Annotated in this window: 13 protein-coding genes and 3 riboswitches; all 13 genes read left to right on the top strand. The window is 37.8% G+C overall.

The features are described 5' to 3' along the window. The first annotated feature begins 531 nt into the window (after positions 1–531). Positions 532–712, top strand: a riboswitch (cobalamin riboswitch). Between the two features lie 173 nt (positions 713–885). The 13 genes from metE to nrdF all read left to right on the top strand — a co-directional run bounded on the left by metE (position 886) and on the right by nrdF (position 14,264). Next, positions 886–3,183 carry a 5-methyltetrahydropteroyltriglutamate--homocysteine S-methyltransferase gene (metE, locus tag ACMGGO_RS10940; protein WP_279495054.1) on the top strand — a complete coding sequence of 766 codons (2,298 nt, stop codon included), beginning with the start codon at positions 886–888 and terminating at the stop codon, positions 3,181–3,183. 147 nt (positions 3,184–3,330) lie between these two features. Beyond that, positions 3,331–3,524, top strand: a riboswitch (cobalamin riboswitch). A gap of 148 nt (positions 3,525–3,672) precedes the next feature. Continuing rightward, a complete protein-coding gene (gene nikA, locus ACMGGO_RS10935; RefSeq protein ID WP_374805543.1) occupies positions 3,673–5,289 on the top strand; it encodes a nickel ABC transporter substrate-binding protein in 1,617 nt (538 codons plus the stop codon). A 71-nt stretch (positions 5,290–5,360) separates the two neighbouring features. Continuing rightward, the gene (nikB, locus tag ACMGGO_RS10930; RefSeq protein WP_115673607.1) at positions 5,361–6,314 is read left to right on the top strand and encodes a nickel ABC transporter permease; all 954 of its coding nucleotides are present in this window, start codon (positions 5,361–5,363) and stop codon (positions 6,312–6,314) included. A gap of 2 nt (positions 6,315–6,316) precedes the next feature. Next, complete coding sequence (locus ACMGGO_RS10925; RefSeq protein WP_227744871.1) at positions 6,317–7,126, top strand: ABC transporter permease subunit; 810 nt, start codon at positions 6,317–6,319, stop codon at positions 7,124–7,126. A gap of 13 nt (positions 7,127–7,139) precedes the next feature. Next, on the top strand, positions 7,140–7,910 hold the full coding sequence (locus ACMGGO_RS10920) for an ABC transporter ATP-binding protein (RefSeq protein WP_269898459.1): 771 nt from the start codon (positions 7,140–7,142) through the stop codon (positions 7,908–7,910). A gap of 9 nt (positions 7,911–7,919) precedes the next feature. Then, entirely contained in the window at positions 7,920–8,726 is an 807-nt protein-coding gene (locus ACMGGO_RS10915) for an ABC transporter ATP-binding protein (protein WP_374805546.1), read from the top strand. Positions 8,727–8,916: 190 nt separating this feature from the next. Next, positions 8,917–9,282 carry a DUF2089 domain-containing protein gene (locus ACMGGO_RS10910; protein ID WP_004229931.1) on the top strand — a complete coding sequence of 122 codons (366 nt, stop codon included), beginning with the start codon at positions 8,917–8,919 and terminating at the stop codon, positions 9,280–9,282. 12 nt (positions 9,283–9,294) lie between these two features. After that, positions 9,295–9,681 (top strand): SHOCT-like domain-containing protein, encoded by a 387-nt coding sequence (locus ACMGGO_RS10905; RefSeq protein WP_374805548.1) that lies wholly within the window; start codon positions 9,295–9,297, stop codon positions 9,679–9,681. Positions 9,682–9,690: 9 nt separating this feature from the next. Further along, the gene (locus ACMGGO_RS10900) at positions 9,691–9,972 is read left to right on the top strand and encodes a hypothetical protein (protein ID WP_048392756.1); all 282 of its coding nucleotides are present in this window, start codon (positions 9,691–9,693) and stop codon (positions 9,970–9,972) included. Positions 9,973–10,342: 370 nt separating this feature from the next. After that, positions 10,343–10,521, top strand: a riboswitch (cobalamin riboswitch). 116 nt (positions 10,522–10,637) lie between these two features. After that, positions 10,638–10,862, top strand: coding sequence for a glutaredoxin family protein (locus tag ACMGGO_RS10895; RefSeq protein WP_004229925.1), 225 nt, complete (start codon positions 10,638–10,640; stop codon positions 10,860–10,862). Next, positions 10,859–11,218 carry a class Ib ribonucleoside-diphosphate reductase assembly flavoprotein NrdI gene (gene nrdI, locus ACMGGO_RS10890; RefSeq protein ID WP_048392755.1) on the top strand — a complete coding sequence of 120 codons (360 nt, stop codon included), beginning with the start codon at positions 10,859–10,861 and terminating at the stop codon, positions 11,216–11,218. Before ACMGGO_RS10895 ends, nrdI begins: the two co-directional genes overlap by 4 nt. Further along, positions 11,215–13,308, top strand: coding sequence for a class 1b ribonucleoside-diphosphate reductase subunit alpha (gene nrdE / locus ACMGGO_RS10885; RefSeq protein WP_054550167.1), 2,094 nt, complete (start codon positions 11,215–11,217; stop codon positions 13,306–13,308). The genes nrdI and nrdE overlap by 4 nt, the downstream gene beginning before the upstream one ends. Then, positions 13,296–14,264, top strand: a complete 969-nt coding sequence (gene nrdF, locus ACMGGO_RS10880) for a class 1b ribonucleoside-diphosphate reductase subunit beta (RefSeq protein ID WP_259950137.1) — start codon at positions 13,296–13,298, stop codon at positions 14,262–14,264. Before nrdE ends, nrdF begins: the two co-directional genes overlap by 13 nt. The last annotated feature ends 4 nt before the right edge of the window (positions 14,265–14,268 follow it).

Below are 14,268 nucleotides of genomic sequence, written 5' to 3'. Positions count from 1 at the left end.
TTCATACAAAGTCGGTCTATCCATCTATGGTTCATTTCTCCGTATAAGCAGATGGATATTAACGACTTATACGGAGTGTTACATGCGTTACAATAGTTTCTGAATCGCTCATATTTTTTCCTCTCCTTTATGGGTAAATGAAAGGTACAAAATCAACTATGAAAGCAAGAAAAAAACCCTCCAATTGTACATTGGAAGGATTAGTCTTTCTCTGAATAAATGCGATTTGCCATTTGTGTCATGACAAATAAAATGCAAACTGATAGTTAAAAATGGATAGACTAACCCTATATTTTGTGTTTGAAATCATTCAATTCAAATAAAAATATAGTTTAGTTCTTCATTGTCCATTCATCAGTCCTCTCATAATTGTCTTTTTATAGTAACAAATTTTTTTACAGAATACAATGTAACCTTATTTTCATTTAGTACTATACAACAATTCCTATAATATTTATAGAAATAATTTATATAATAGTTGAAAAATAATTTCTACTATTCTGAAATATGTGCTATAGTAGGAGCATAATTGAATATTGTGTAAGACTTGGTGCCAAATGAAAGTTTGGCTTAAAAGGGAAGTCGGTGCAAATCCGACGCTGTCCCGCAACTGTAATTCGGAGCAAATCACAAATGCCACTGGGGAAACTGGGAAGGCTGTGAGGCGTGTTGATGGAAAGCCAGGAGACCTGCCAATTTCTAGTACACACCAAATACCTACGTGGAAATAGGTGGTGAAAAGTGACCAAATAGGCACTGTGCGATAACGTTTATGCGAAAGTAGATACTTTTTCGTATTGTTTTAGCATTATTAATTTTAACATGCAGCCATTTTCCTAATAGGAGAATGGCTTTTTATTTTTTCTAAAAAAGGAGCTTAAAAACATGAACTATACAAGTACATTGATCGGTTATCCCTATATAGGGGAGGAACGCGAATGGAAAAAAGCACTAGAAGCATTTTGGCGCAATGAACTTTCTGAGGAGGACTTTGAGGAAAAATTAAAGAAAATCCGTTTATCAAGAATAAACAAGCAGCTGCAACTTGGAATCGATATGGTGACAGTTGGCGACTTTACGTTTTACGATAGAATGTTAGATACAGCTTTGATGTTTGGTTTAGTTCCAAAGCGCTTTAACTGGCAAGGTGGTAAAGTCGATTTTCATACCTACTTCAGTGTAGCAAGAGGAGACAAAACAGCCGTAGCTAGTGAAATGACAAAATGGTTTAATACAAATTATCACTACATTGTTCCAGAGTATGAGGGACAAGCCTTACAACTAACAGAAAATAAAGTGTTAGCCGACTTTTTAGAGGCGAAGGAAACTTTCGGTATCATTGCGAAGCCGACACTAATTGGTCCCTATACATTTTATAAGTTAACGAAAGGCTACAACAAATTAACACAGGTTGAGTACTTATTAGCTTTATTACCACTCTATACGCAGGTATTAAAAGAATTAGTGGATGCAGGTGCCACTTGGATTCAGCTAGAAGAGCCATCCCTCGTCTTAACACTTGATCCAGCAGAGATAAAGCTGGTGAAAGAAATGTATGACCAGTTAGCCACTGCCGTTCCTGAGGCTAAAATAATGCTACAGACTTATTTCGAAGCTTTAAGTGCCTATGAAGCATTAAGTACATTGCCTGTTCAAGGATTCGGTTTGGACTTTGTTCATGGCTATAAAGGAAATATGGCGTCACTTCGTCAATTTGGTTTCCCGCAGGATAAAGTATTAGGAATAGGGGTAGTGAATGGCCGTGATATTTGGCGTTCAAACCTGGCGGAAGTCAATGCGACGATTCAAGCCATTGAACAGCTAAGTCATGCTGCTGAACTATGGATTCAACCATCAAGTAACCTACAGCACGTTCCAATCACAACCTCTCTTGAAAATGAACTTGACCCTGTTTTAAAGCAGTCTCTGGCCTTCGCAGATGAGAAAATCATAGAAATCACGGGGCTGACTAAATATAGACGAGATAAAGATGGTTCCTTACAACATAATTTTTCAGAAAGTATGAAGGCGATTGAGGCTCTAAAAAAACATCCAATCCGCCAAAATAAGTTAATTCATCAAGCCGTTCAAACTGTGACAAAGCAAGATTTTGAACGACACAGTAATTTTACGAAGCGACAAACGATCCAACAACAAGCCTTAGGATTACCGCTGTTTCCAACAACTACAATCGGTAGCTTCCCGCAATCAGATGAAGTGAAAAGAAATCGTAATGCGTGGCGAAAGAAACAATTATCGAATGAAGCCTATGAAACATTTTTAGAAGACGAAACAAAGCGCTGGATCTCCATACAAGAGGAATTAGATATCGATGTACTTGTTCATGGTGAATTTGAGCGTACAGATATGGTTGAATATTTCGGTGAAAAGCTGACTGGCTTTGCCTTTACAAAGAAAGCGTGGGTTGTTTCATATGGATCACGCTGTGTGAAGCCTCCGATCATTTATGGAGATGTTGCATGGGCTTCACCAATTACCGTAAAAGAATCCGCCTATGCCCAAAGCCTAACGAAGCGATTTGTAAAAGGCATGCTGACAGGGCCAGTAACAATATTAAATTGGTCCTTTGTGCGAGATGATTTGTCCCGTAAAGATGTCGCTTATCAAATTGCATTAGCACTCCGTAAAGAGGTGGAAGCACTAGAAAACGCAGGTATATCAATTATTCAAGTGGACGAGCCAGCGTTAAGAGAAGGTTTACCGCTTAGAAAGGAGGAATGGGGGGCTTACTTAGAGTGGGCTGTCAATTCCTTTAAGCTTGCGACATCTAGTGTCAAAGATGAAACACAAATCCATACACATATGTGTTACTGTGAGTTTAATGATTTCATCGAACCAATTAGCGCACTAGATGCAGATGTGATTTCCATAGAAACATCACGAAGTCATGGGGAACTTATTACCTCACTACAAGTACAGCCCTATAAAAAAGGAATTGGCTTAGGCGTCTATGATATTCATAGCCCTCGTGTACCAAGCGAGGATGAAATGCTCGCTATTATGAAAGATAGTCTACAGGTGCTGGACCGTTATCAATTCTGGGTGAATCCAGATTGTGGCTTAAAAACGAGAAAAGAAGATGAAACCGTTGCAGCTTTAGCGAATATGGTTGCTGCTACTAAAACGTTGCGTCAAGCTGTACAACAATCTACATCAAGCTAACGAAATGATTTTTAATCTACTACATCTACTCTCCAATAACGAAGACTAGGGTAAATCCCTAGTCTTTTTATCTTACGTCGATATATATATTATCTTCAGAAAGTAAAATTGACGTGAACATGCGAGCATGTTATGTTTATTACTAATTTCATAGCAATCATTACAAGTTTGAGTGAAATCGTCTTTCATTCAATTAAAAGGAAAATGGGTGAAAATCCCATGCTGTCCCGCAGCTGTAAATGAGGAGTTTTGTTTCAAATACCACTGAGTGAGTACTTGGGAAGGTGAAACAAAATGATGATTCATGAGCCAGAATGCCTGCTTGTAAGAAGATTCATTGATGATCTACGAAAGATAGGGAGATGGATGGAGACTTGCTCATCGTGGGTTTTTCTGTCCTTATTCTTTCTTAGAATAAGGTTTTTTTATGCCTTCTCTTCTTCAACAAGTAGATGTATTTGTACTACGAATAGAGATAGGAGACAGAAAATGAGATTGACAAAGTATTTACTTCCTTTCCTGCTTGTCCTGACGTTCAGTTTACTTGCTGGCTGTACAGGCACGGATGAAGAAAAGGAAAAGACCTCAGCAAACCAAACAGATGAAAAAATAATAACGATTGGCTGGCCATTAGATGTCGGTCCATTGAATCCTCATACATATTTACCGAATCAAATGACTGCCCAAGCAATGGTTTATGAATCCTTGGTGGAATACAATGATGATGGTACTGTTACGCCTAAGCTCGCCGAAAGCTGGGACATCTCTGAGGATAAAACTTCGTATACTTTCCATCTAAGAAAAGACGTGAAATATTCAGACGGCACTGCATTTAATGCAGATAATGTCATTCGTAACTTTGACGCCGTTTTAGCGAATCGAGACATGCATTCTTGGATGGGCATGGTTAACCACATGAAAGAGGTTGTAAAAGTAGATGATTTTACAATTCGTCTGCAATTGGATGAGCCTTATTATCCAGTCTTAAACGAACTTGCCTTCGTCAGACCTTTCCGTTTTTTAGGGGATAACGGATTCCCAAAGGATGATATGACGCAAGATTCTATCAAAGCACCGATTGGAACAGGCCCTTGGGTATTAACTGAATACAAAAAGGACGAATATGCATTATTTAGTCGCAATGAAAACTATTGGGGAGAAAAACCACTAGTTGAACAAATAAAAGTAAAAATTATTCCTGACTCAGAATCTATTTCATTAGCATTTGAAAACGAAGAATTAGATTTAATTTATGGGCGTGGCATTATTAGTTTAGATAACTATACGTATTTAAAAGACAGTGGCAAATACAAAACTACTACCTCTGAGCCTTTATCTACGAAAGCACTGCTATTCAATACACAATCTGGTCCATTATCTGAGCTAAAGGTACGTCAAGCCATTCAATATGCTATTAATAAGGAACAAATGGTCGACAGTATTACACATGGTACGGAAAAAGTAGCGAACACATTGTTCTGGGATGCGATTCCTTATGCCAATATAGATTTAGCACCTATTGTATACAATCCAGAAAAAGCCCAACAATTGCTAGATGAGGCAGGGTGGTTATTACCTAAGGGTGAAAAAATTCGTTCAAAAAACGGACAGCTGTTGTCTTTAGATTTGATTTACATTGCATCTGATGCAATTCAAAAACCAATGGCAGAATTAATGCAAGGTGAACTCGCAAAAATTGGCGTTCAGTTGAATTTAGAAGGGGCAGATGTAATGGTCGGTCTTCAAAAATTGATGGATGACCAGGTGGATATTAATTTCTGGCGTACCAATGGACCACCTACAGATCCACATAGCTTTGCAAATGAATCAGCTACACCAAATGCTAGTGGTGTGTACGAGGCGAAATTAGGCCTAGCAAACGCCAAAGAAATCGATACGAAAATTCACCAATTATTAGTAGGAACAGATGAACAGGAACGCGTGCAGCTTTACACGAATATTTTAACGATGTTTCATGACCAGGCACTCTTTTACCCTATTTCTTACGAAACAAATAATGTGATTTATCAACCATCTCTAAAGGATTTTGCACCACGTGCATCTGAATATGATATACCTTATGCACAAATGGCTAAAGAAAAATAAAAGTGGAGGAGAGAGTGTGTCTAGCAGAGACAGCTCTCTCTTTATCATAGGATTGAGTAGGAAGTGACAGCATGTATGAATCAACATGGATCTTTTGTTTAAAAAGAATTTTAACATTGCCCTTTGTCTTATTAGGCGTTTCCATCCTAACCTTTGTATTTATTCGTTTTGTTCCTGTAGAGCCTGCTGAAGTCATACTACGTTTGGCAAGGGTTGCGCCAACAGAGGAAGCCATTCAGGCATTACGTGAGGAACTGGGAACGGACAAGTCGTTTTTTCTTCAATATTTGCTATGGGGAAAGGGCATAATCCAGCTAGATTTTGGAACATCTTTTGTTAGTAAATTACCTGTGGCACATGAACTATTCGTGAAATTACCCGCAACCATTGAATTAGCTATTGCTGCGTTTATCCTCATTTTAGGGCTAAGTATTCCATTCGGAGTAATAAGCGCATTGTATAAGCACACCATCATCGATAAAATCATACGATTCTTTAGCATATTGAGTGTGTCGATTCCAGCCTTTTGGTTAGGTTTCCTATTACTCTATTTATTTAGCTTAAAATTAGGACTCTTTCCGACAAACGGGAAGGGCACACCTGCTCATTTAGTTTTACCCGCCTTCGCACTGGCGTTACCAACAATTGGATTATTCGTTCAGCTTATCCGTTCAACCATCCTAGAAGAATTACAGCAGCAATATGTTCAATATGCACGGCTAAGAGGATTAAAAAGCTCCGTGATTCTTATCCGTCATGTTTTGCGAAATGCTGCTATTCCCTTGACTTCCTTGCTAGGCATGACCCTTGGCAATCTTTTAGGTGGAGCCGTGATTGTGGAGCAGGTTTTTAGCTGGCCCGGACTCGGCAGGTACTTAATAGAATCCATTATGAACAGGGATTATCCAGTTGTACAATGCTATGTGTTAATTATTGCGGTTATCTATGTGCTTGCCAATTTATGTACAGATATATTGCATCGTTTATTGGACCCTCATCTAATGATGAAGGGTAGGAGAGATTAAAAATGAAATTTGTACGAACAAAAAGTGGCAACTTAACAGGATTAATCAGTCTATTCCTCCTTGTCATTACTGGCTTATTAGGACTGTTGGCGCCAATTTTAATGCCACACGACCCTTTTGCTGTCGATATTGCTAAGAAATTTTCAGTCCCGTCTTGGGACTATCCATTAGGTACAGATCATTTAGGAAGGTGTATCTTGTCACGCCTTCTTTTAGGTATTCGTTATTCTTTAGGTTCAGCGCTCATCATTCAGCTAGTCGCTATTGTTTTAGCTATCCTACTGGGTGCTTTTGTAGCGTTGAAAAGAGGATTAATTGATTTTCTTTTTATTCGATTATGTGATATTTTATTAGCCTTTCCGACACTCGTACTTGCATTTGGGCTGTTAGGTATATTAGGTCCTAGCTTAAAAAATGTTTTAATAGCGCTCATTTTCACACAGCTTATTTATTATGCAAGAATGATCCGAGGTTTGTTTATTGGCATCAATGAGAAAGACTTTGTTCAAGCTGCTAGGATAACGGGCACTACAGGTATCCAATTAATTAGACGCCATTATATACCCAATCTATTGCCATCTATTGTCACGATTGTCGCATTAGATATCGGGAAGGTGATTTTAGAAATTGCAGGCTTTTCCTTTATCGGACTTGGGGTGCAGGCACCGATTCCAGAATGGGGCATGATGATCAATGAAGGAAAGCAATACATGAGACAGCATCCTGAATTAATGCTTTATCCAGGACTTGCCATCATCCTTGTTGTGTTATTGTTTAATCAATTAGCAAATCGTTTAAAAAGGCTTGACTAGGAAAGGGGAAGTTATGGAGAAAGTTTTAGAAGTGATAGACCTCACAGTCAAAATAGGGGAGAAAAATATATTAACCTCTATCAACCTGACAGCTTATAAAGGGCGAGTCCTAGGAATTATCGGGGAAAGTGGCAGTGGCAAGTCTATGCTTTGCCATGCCATCATGCAAACATTACCGTCCTTTGCCCATGTCAGCCAAGGGGAAGTACTCTATCTGCAAGAAAATTTATTAAACGTTTCAGCTACTAAATGGAGAGCTTATCGTGGCAGACATCTTTCGATGATTTTGCAAAACCCACCCGCTGCATTTGATCATATTCAAACGATTGAAAGTCATTTTCGAGAAACATTAAAAGCACACTTTAAGCTTACAAAAAAAGAAATGAGACAGATCGCCCTTGATGCTTTGAAAAAAGTTCATTTACCTCAGCCAGAGCAGCTCTTGTCCTACTATCCTTTCCAGTTAAGTGGAGGCATGCTACAGCGAGTGATGATTGCTCTGTCAATGGCGATACAGGCCTCCCTCTACATCGCAGACGAGCCTACGACTGCTCTGGATACCATCAATCAGAAACAAGTATTAACACTATTTAATCAAATTCGCTCAGAAACAGATGCTACCATACTCCTTGTCACGCATGATTTAGGTGTCATTGCTGAGCTTGCGGACGATGTGGCTGTGATGTATCAAGGAGAAATCGTTGAGCAAGCAAATGTTTTTGATTTTTTTGATGCGCCTCAGCATCCCTATACCAAGAAACTTTTACAAGCGAGAATGCTATGAGGTGATAAAATGACGCTACTAGAAGTAAAAAATATTGAGAAATACTATGCGCAAAGACCATTTCTATTCAAACGAGGACAGGAAGCCCCTGTATTAGAGAATGTGACATTTTCACTTCAGGAAGGAGAATGTCTTGGCATCGTCGGTCAAAGTGGTTCTGGAAAAAGCACATTAGGGCGCATTATTTTAGGGATTGAACGACCAACAAACGGAGAGCTGATCTTTCAAGGTGTCAATTTATACGAAGCACCCAGCAAAGAGAAAAAAATGATACGAAGAAATTTACAGGCTGTTTTTCAAAATAGTTATCATTCATTTAATCCAAAACAGACGATTTTCGAAATACTCGAAGAACCGTTTTTGAATTTCGAGCATTTTAGCAAAGCAGAGCGACAACAGAAAATAAGGGAATTACTAGACTGTGTAGAGTTAGAGTGGGCAATGGCTCAAAACTATCCCTCACAGCTAAGTGGGGGACAGCAGCAACGAGTCAACATTGCTAGAGCTCTTGCATTAAAGCCGAAACTGATTGTTTTAGATGAGGCCATTAGTAGTCTTGATATGATTTTGCAAAAGACGATTATAGAGCTACTGCAAAGACTTCAAAAAGAGCTACAGCTTGCTTATCTATTCATTTCACATGATTTACAGGCCACACGTTTTATGTCAGATCGCATCCTTGTGATGCAGCATGGTCAGCTAGTGGAGGAGATAGGCAAGGATGGGACATATCAGCACCCCGCTTCACAAGCGTTATACAATGCAATTTTGCCATCACACCCGCGGGAAAGAAAAAAGAAGGATAGACCCAATTAAACAGAAACGCCATTTTGAGAAATTAAAAATGGCGTTTTCTTAATTTTTAAAGCAATATAGAAACAAAAATAAATAAAATTAATCAAGATATTAATTTTATTTATTTTTTAATTAAAATTATTAATTTTATTATTTACATCTTTAATTTCTTTATTATATAATCAGCTTAACTTAAAGGAAGGAGTTCACTATGGCTTATCAAGTAATCACAAATTGTCCTGTCTGCAGTAAAACATTAAAAATTACGAAGTTACAGTGTTCTCATTGTCACACGACCATTGAAAATGAGTTTGAATTGTCGAAGCTAGCATCCTTATCACAGGATCAGCTTCATTTTGTGGAAGTATTTTTAACCTGCCGAGGAAATATTAAAGAGGTTGAAAAGGAACTGGGGGTTTCGTATCCAACAGTTCGAGGCAAGCTAAATGATATTATTTCATCCCTTGGCTATGCTCAAAAGAAGAAAAATGAAGTAGATGAGAAAAAAATTGTAAGCATGCTTGAAAATGGCGAAATCACAACAGATGAAGCCATAAAGCTCTTAAAAGACGAATAGGGAGGAACGACCATGAAAGAGGAAATTACAAAAGTGTTAACGATGATTCAAGAGGGCAAAATTGATGCGGATAAAGGATCAGAGCTGATTCAAGTGCTACAACAGAAAGAAGAATCAGAGAATAAATTTGCGGAAAAAACAAAGTATTTAGATAAAACGTTAAAGGTCCGTGTTGTATCCACCGAAAATGATAATGTCACGGTAAATTTACCAATTAAACTTGTCAAAGCCGTATTGATGGCAGGACACAGCATCGCTGCAAGTATTCCGCAATCTGAAAAATACGTAAAAGATATCGACATCAATCTTCTTCTTGAAGCAATTGAAAATGAACTAGATGGACAAATTGTAGATATAAAATCAGCAAACGGAGATTCCGTTGCAGTCTTCATTGAGTAGAGGCGACGAATGATGCATGTAAAAGTGAAAGCAAAAGACGTTCGCTTTACCGTCCCTGTTCCCTATACTGTGCTAACCATTGTCCTCTCCATTTTAACTTCTAAATGGATTCAGCAACAAGCCAATAAGTGGACAAAGGCATACTTCGATAAAAAGAAAATAGACTTTACCTTTCCCCTCATCGACAAAGAAATGCTAAAGCCGATTATCAAGGAACTACAAAATTATAAAGGACTTGTGCTAGTCGATGTCAAAGCTCAGGACGGGACTGAGGTTAAGGTTAGACTATAATCCCAATGATAGAATGGTAAGAGCATGTTATGATAAAAGCATGCTCTTTATTAATGTAATGAGCATCATTTGAAATGGGTAAGAGATGATCATTATTTCAGGACTTACGATAGAGACAACTATTTTTCAATGGTACATAAAATAGAAGATTTCTTTAAACTCAAATTAGAATTCTAGATCCATTTTAATAGAAAATCACGTACATCGTTAAAAATAGATTTTTGATTTGGGTATAAGTGATTAGTGGTAATCTATTTGGAACTACATAATTAAAAATACTGAATAATCCAAAAATAAAGAAGTTTAGAATCTTGATTTACTTTTCATTTGAAGGATGGTACACTTAAAACTATTGAACAACAACTATATATTGTGTTCGTTTTACAAAGGTACTACTACATGTAGTTTAAAAGGGAAGTTCGGTACAATTCCGACGCTGTCCCCGCAACTGTGAAGCTGACGATGATTGCAACCACTGTGCATTTGCATGGGAAGGGAATCAGAGAATGAAGCAAAGCCAGGAGACCTGCCTTTATAAAACAAATTTATCATTTCTTCGGGGATTAAGAGATGGGAACGTCAGTATTTTTGGTATGTTAACGTTTCCATTTAGCCTATCTCTTTAGAGGAGATAGGCTTTTTATTTTATGAAAAGAGGGATTTCTATGAAACTTTATACGAAAACAATTTGTCCAAAATGCCTATGGGTAAAATCTGAACTACAACGTGCAGGACTTGAAGCTGAAATTGTTAACATCGATCACGATGAACAAGCAAAGCAAACGATTATTGACGCAGGTTTTTTAAGTGTGCCTGTTTTAGAGATGAATGAAACTTTCATAGGAGATGTTCAGGAAATTGTTTCTCAAATTGAGTTGATTGCCCTATGATTGTTTACGCGAGTCGTACAGGTAATGTCCGAAATGTTGTATCCAAATTAAAGGCAGAATGTATCGAGCTCTCGGAAGAATTGCGATTGAACAAGCCATATCTCTTAATTACCTACACAGATGGTTTAGGTGACATTCCAGCAAAGGTACAACGTTTCTTAGAAAAAAACAGGGATTTTTGTAAAGGAGTAGTTGCCAGTGGTAATAGTAACTTCGGTCATCATGTATTTGGCGCTGCTGGTGAGAAAATCGCTGCTACCTATCATGTACCCTTAGTAAGGAAATTAGATTTACGAGGTAATCAAACGGATTACGAAGCAATACAAACGTTTTATGAAACGAGGGTAATGAGATGAAAACCTATTTAAAGCTTAATAATGACGTACTGAATCGTTATAGTACAACTGGATTACTTGAGTTAGAAAAGGACCGCGAAGCTACGCGCCGCTACTTTTTAGAGTATGTTAACGTACGTTTGCGTTATTTTATAGATATTGAGGAAAAAATACGCTATTTAGTTGATGAGGGCTACTATGAGAAAGCATTTATCGACATGTACGAAATGGAATTTATTAAGAAGCTGTACAAGAAAGCCTATGATTATAATTTCCGCTTTCCATCCTTTATGAGCGCAAGCAAATTTTACGATAGCTATGCTATGAAAAGTCGTGATGGGGAAGAGATCTTAGAAAAGTATGAGGATCGTATTGTCATTATTGCTTTGTATTTAGCTCAAGGCAACACGGCTCTAGCAGAACGCTCTGTCGAAGCAATGATGGAAGCCTATCAGCCTGCAACACCAACTGCTTTAAATAGTGGTAAGAAAGCACGTGGTGAATTAGTCAGCTGCTTTAAATTATCAATGGATGACTCCATGAATAGTATTGCTGAAAATATTGGCTATTGTTTAGAGCTATCACGCCTTGGTGGTGGAGTTGGGGTCAACTTAACAGATTTACGTCCATTAGGTGATCCAATTAAAGAGATATTAAATCGTGCAAGTGGTGTCATCCCAGTAGCGAAACTGTTAGAAAATTCTTTCAGTTATTCTAATCAGTTAGGGCAACGAAATGGCTCAGGTGTTGTCTATCTAAATATTTTCCATGCAGACATAGAAAATTTCATTTCATCAAAAAAACCAAATGCTGATGATAAAATTCGCCTCGCTACCCTTTCAACAGGGATTATTATACCTAGTATTTTCTTCGAACTGATGAAACGTGATAAGGATATTGTTTTGTTTAGCCCATACGATATTTTTAAAGAATATGGCAAACGTATGTCTGAAATTTCTATTTCAGACATGTACTACGAGCTACTTGATAACCCTAAAATTCGTAAAATTAAACGTTTAAATGCACGCAAGCTTTACACAGAGGTGAAAAAAGCACAATTTGAATCAGGCTATCCGTTTGAAATCTTTGATGATAATGTCAATAAGGTACACCCTTTAAAAAATATTGGACGTGTCAAAATGTCCAATTTATGTACAGAAATCTTACAAGTACAAGAGACAAGTATCATTACGGACCAGGATCAACCAAATGACTATGGATTAGATGTATCGTGTAACTTAGGTTCCATCGATATCCATGCAGCAAGTAAAGTCAATGATTTCGGCGCATTAGTCGATACAGCCATGCACCTATTAACAAATGTATCGCAAATGACACACATTAAGAATGTTCCGTCTGTTGCAAAAGCCAATCAATTAATGCATTCTGTAGGGCTTGGCTGTATGAACCTCCATGGGCATCTCGTGACAGAAGGCATCCTGTACGGCTCAAAAGATTCCATTGATTTCATGGATCACTTTATGGAAGCGATGAACTATTATTCTCTGAAATCTTCGATGGAAATGGCGAAAGAAAAAGCTGCAACCTTCTACCGATTTGAGGACAGTGATTATGCATCAGGTAGCTATTTTGACCAATATATCAATAAAACTGAAGAAGAACTATCGCCTGCTGTGTTGAAGGCGCTTGGCAATATTCCAATCATCACAAACAAGATGTGGGAAACGTTAAAGCAGGATGTAATGCAGTACGGTCTATTCCATTCCTATCGTTTGGCTATTGCCCCAACTGGTAGTATTTCATATATTCGTAGCTGTACGGCTTCAATCGCACCATGTACAGAGCGCGTAGAGGTTCGTGATTACGCCGATAGTAGAACCATTTATCCAATGCCTCATTTAACAAATGACAATAGTCATTTATATGTGGAGGCGTATGATGTGAATCCTTATGATTTAATTGATTTATATGCAGCTTCTCAAAAGCACGTTGACCAAGGTATTTCCATGACGCTTTATGTAACGGACAATTGGACAACCGAACAATTGGCTAAAGTATACATTTATGCGTGGATAAAGGGCATTAAGTCTGTTTACTATGTTCGTCAACGATTACAAAGCTTAGAGGAGTGTGTAGCATGTCAAATATAATTTATGAGGCAGTCAATTGGAATAAGGCAACAAGTGAGCTTGCCAATATATTTTGGGACCAGCAATGGAAGCAAATTTGGTTTCCAGAAGAAATTGCGGTCAGTAAAGATATTAAACAATGGAAAAGCTTTGAGCATCAGGACACATATAAAAAAGTATTTGCAGGATTAACCTTACTGGATACTGTACAAACAAATATCGGGATGAATCGTGTTGCTGCTTATACAGACGATTTACAGGAAAAGGCTGTCCTAACCGTTTTTGATGCATTCGAGGCGATACATGCCAAGTCCTATTCTTATATTTTCACAACGCTTTGTACAAACGAAGAAATCGACGAGCTATTTGAATGGGTTAAGAAAAATGAATTTCTACAGTATAAGGCCAATAAAATAGCAGACATTTATAATAGTATTGAAGAAGGCAATCCAGAGAGCTTATGGAAAGCGATGTTTTCATCCGTTATGCTTGAATCTTTCCTGTTTTATTCTGGCTTTTTCTATCCACTATACTTAGGAGGACAAGGCTTCCTACGAAACAGTGCCGAGATTATTTCACTCATCTTGCGCGATGAATCTATCCATGGGGTAGCAGTTGGATTTTTTGCTCAAAATTTATTCAAGCAATTTTCAAAGGAAAAGCAAGAAGAGCTACATTTATGGGGCTATGAGCTATTATTAGATTTATATCAAAATGAAATGAAGTATACAGATGATATTTATGCGGAAACAGGATTATCACCTGAAGTGCGAGCATATGTACGTTATAATGCTAATAAAGCTTTAATGAATGTCGGCTTTGAAGCCATGTTCCCAGAAGAGGAAGTCAATCCAATTGTGATGAATGGTATTCGTAATGAAGGCTCCACATATGATTTCTTTTCACAAAAGGGTGCTACCTATGCCAAGGCAAAAGTTGCGCCAATCACAGATGACACATTCAATTTTAATCGTTAAGGAT

Origin of the sequence: Lysinibacillus sp. BNK-21 (assembly GCF_048684915.1) — a bacterium.
GTDB classification, from domain to species: Bacteria; Bacillota; Bacilli; order Bacillales_A; family Planococcaceae; genus Lysinibacillus; species Lysinibacillus capsici.
Note: the sequence above shows the minus strand (reverse complement) of the source record. Positions and strands in the feature narration are given on the sequence as shown.

Bases quoted from the DNA above. Each gene is read 5' to 3' on its own strand.
- metE (WP_279495054.1), top strand. From the start codon at position 886: ATGAACTATACAAGTACATTGATCGGTTATCCCTATATAGGGGAGGAA.
- nikA (WP_374805543.1), top strand. From the start codon at position 3,673: ATGAGATTGACAAAGTATTTACTTCCTTTCCTGCTTGTCCTGACGTTC.
- nikB (WP_115673607.1), top strand. From the start codon at position 5,361: ATGTATGAATCAACATGGATCTTTTGTTTAAAAAGAATTTTAACATTG.
- ACMGGO_RS10925 (WP_227744871.1), top strand. From the start codon at position 6,317: ATGAAATTTGTACGAACAAAAAGTGGCAACTTAACAGGATTAATCAGT.
- ACMGGO_RS10920 (WP_269898459.1), top strand. From the start codon at position 7,140: ATGGAGAAAGTTTTAGAAGTGATAGACCTCACAGTCAAAATAGGGGAG.
- ACMGGO_RS10915 (WP_374805546.1), top strand. From the start codon at position 7,920: ATGACGCTACTAGAAGTAAAAAATATTGAGAAATACTATGCGCAAAGA.
- ACMGGO_RS10910 (WP_004229931.1), top strand. From the start codon at position 8,917: ATGGCTTATCAAGTAATCACAAATTGTCCTGTCTGCAGTAAAACATTA.
- ACMGGO_RS10905 (WP_374805548.1), top strand. From the start codon at position 9,295: ATGAAAGAGGAAATTACAAAAGTGTTAACGATGATTCAAGAGGGCAAA.
- ACMGGO_RS10900 (WP_048392756.1), top strand. From the start codon at position 9,691: ATGATGCATGTAAAAGTGAAAGCAAAAGACGTTCGCTTTACCGTCCCT.
- ACMGGO_RS10895 (WP_004229925.1), top strand. From the start codon at position 10,638: ATGAAACTTTATACGAAAACAATTTGTCCAAAATGCCTATGGGTAAAA.
- nrdI (WP_048392755.1), top strand. From the start codon at position 10,859: ATGATTGTTTACGCGAGTCGTACAGGTAATGTCCGAAATGTTGTATCC.
- nrdE (WP_054550167.1), top strand. From the start codon at position 11,215: ATGAAAACCTATTTAAAGCTTAATAATGACGTACTGAATCGTTATAGT.
- nrdF (WP_259950137.1), top strand. From the start codon at position 13,296: ATGTCAAATATAATTTATGAGGCAGTCAATTGGAATAAGGCAACAAGT.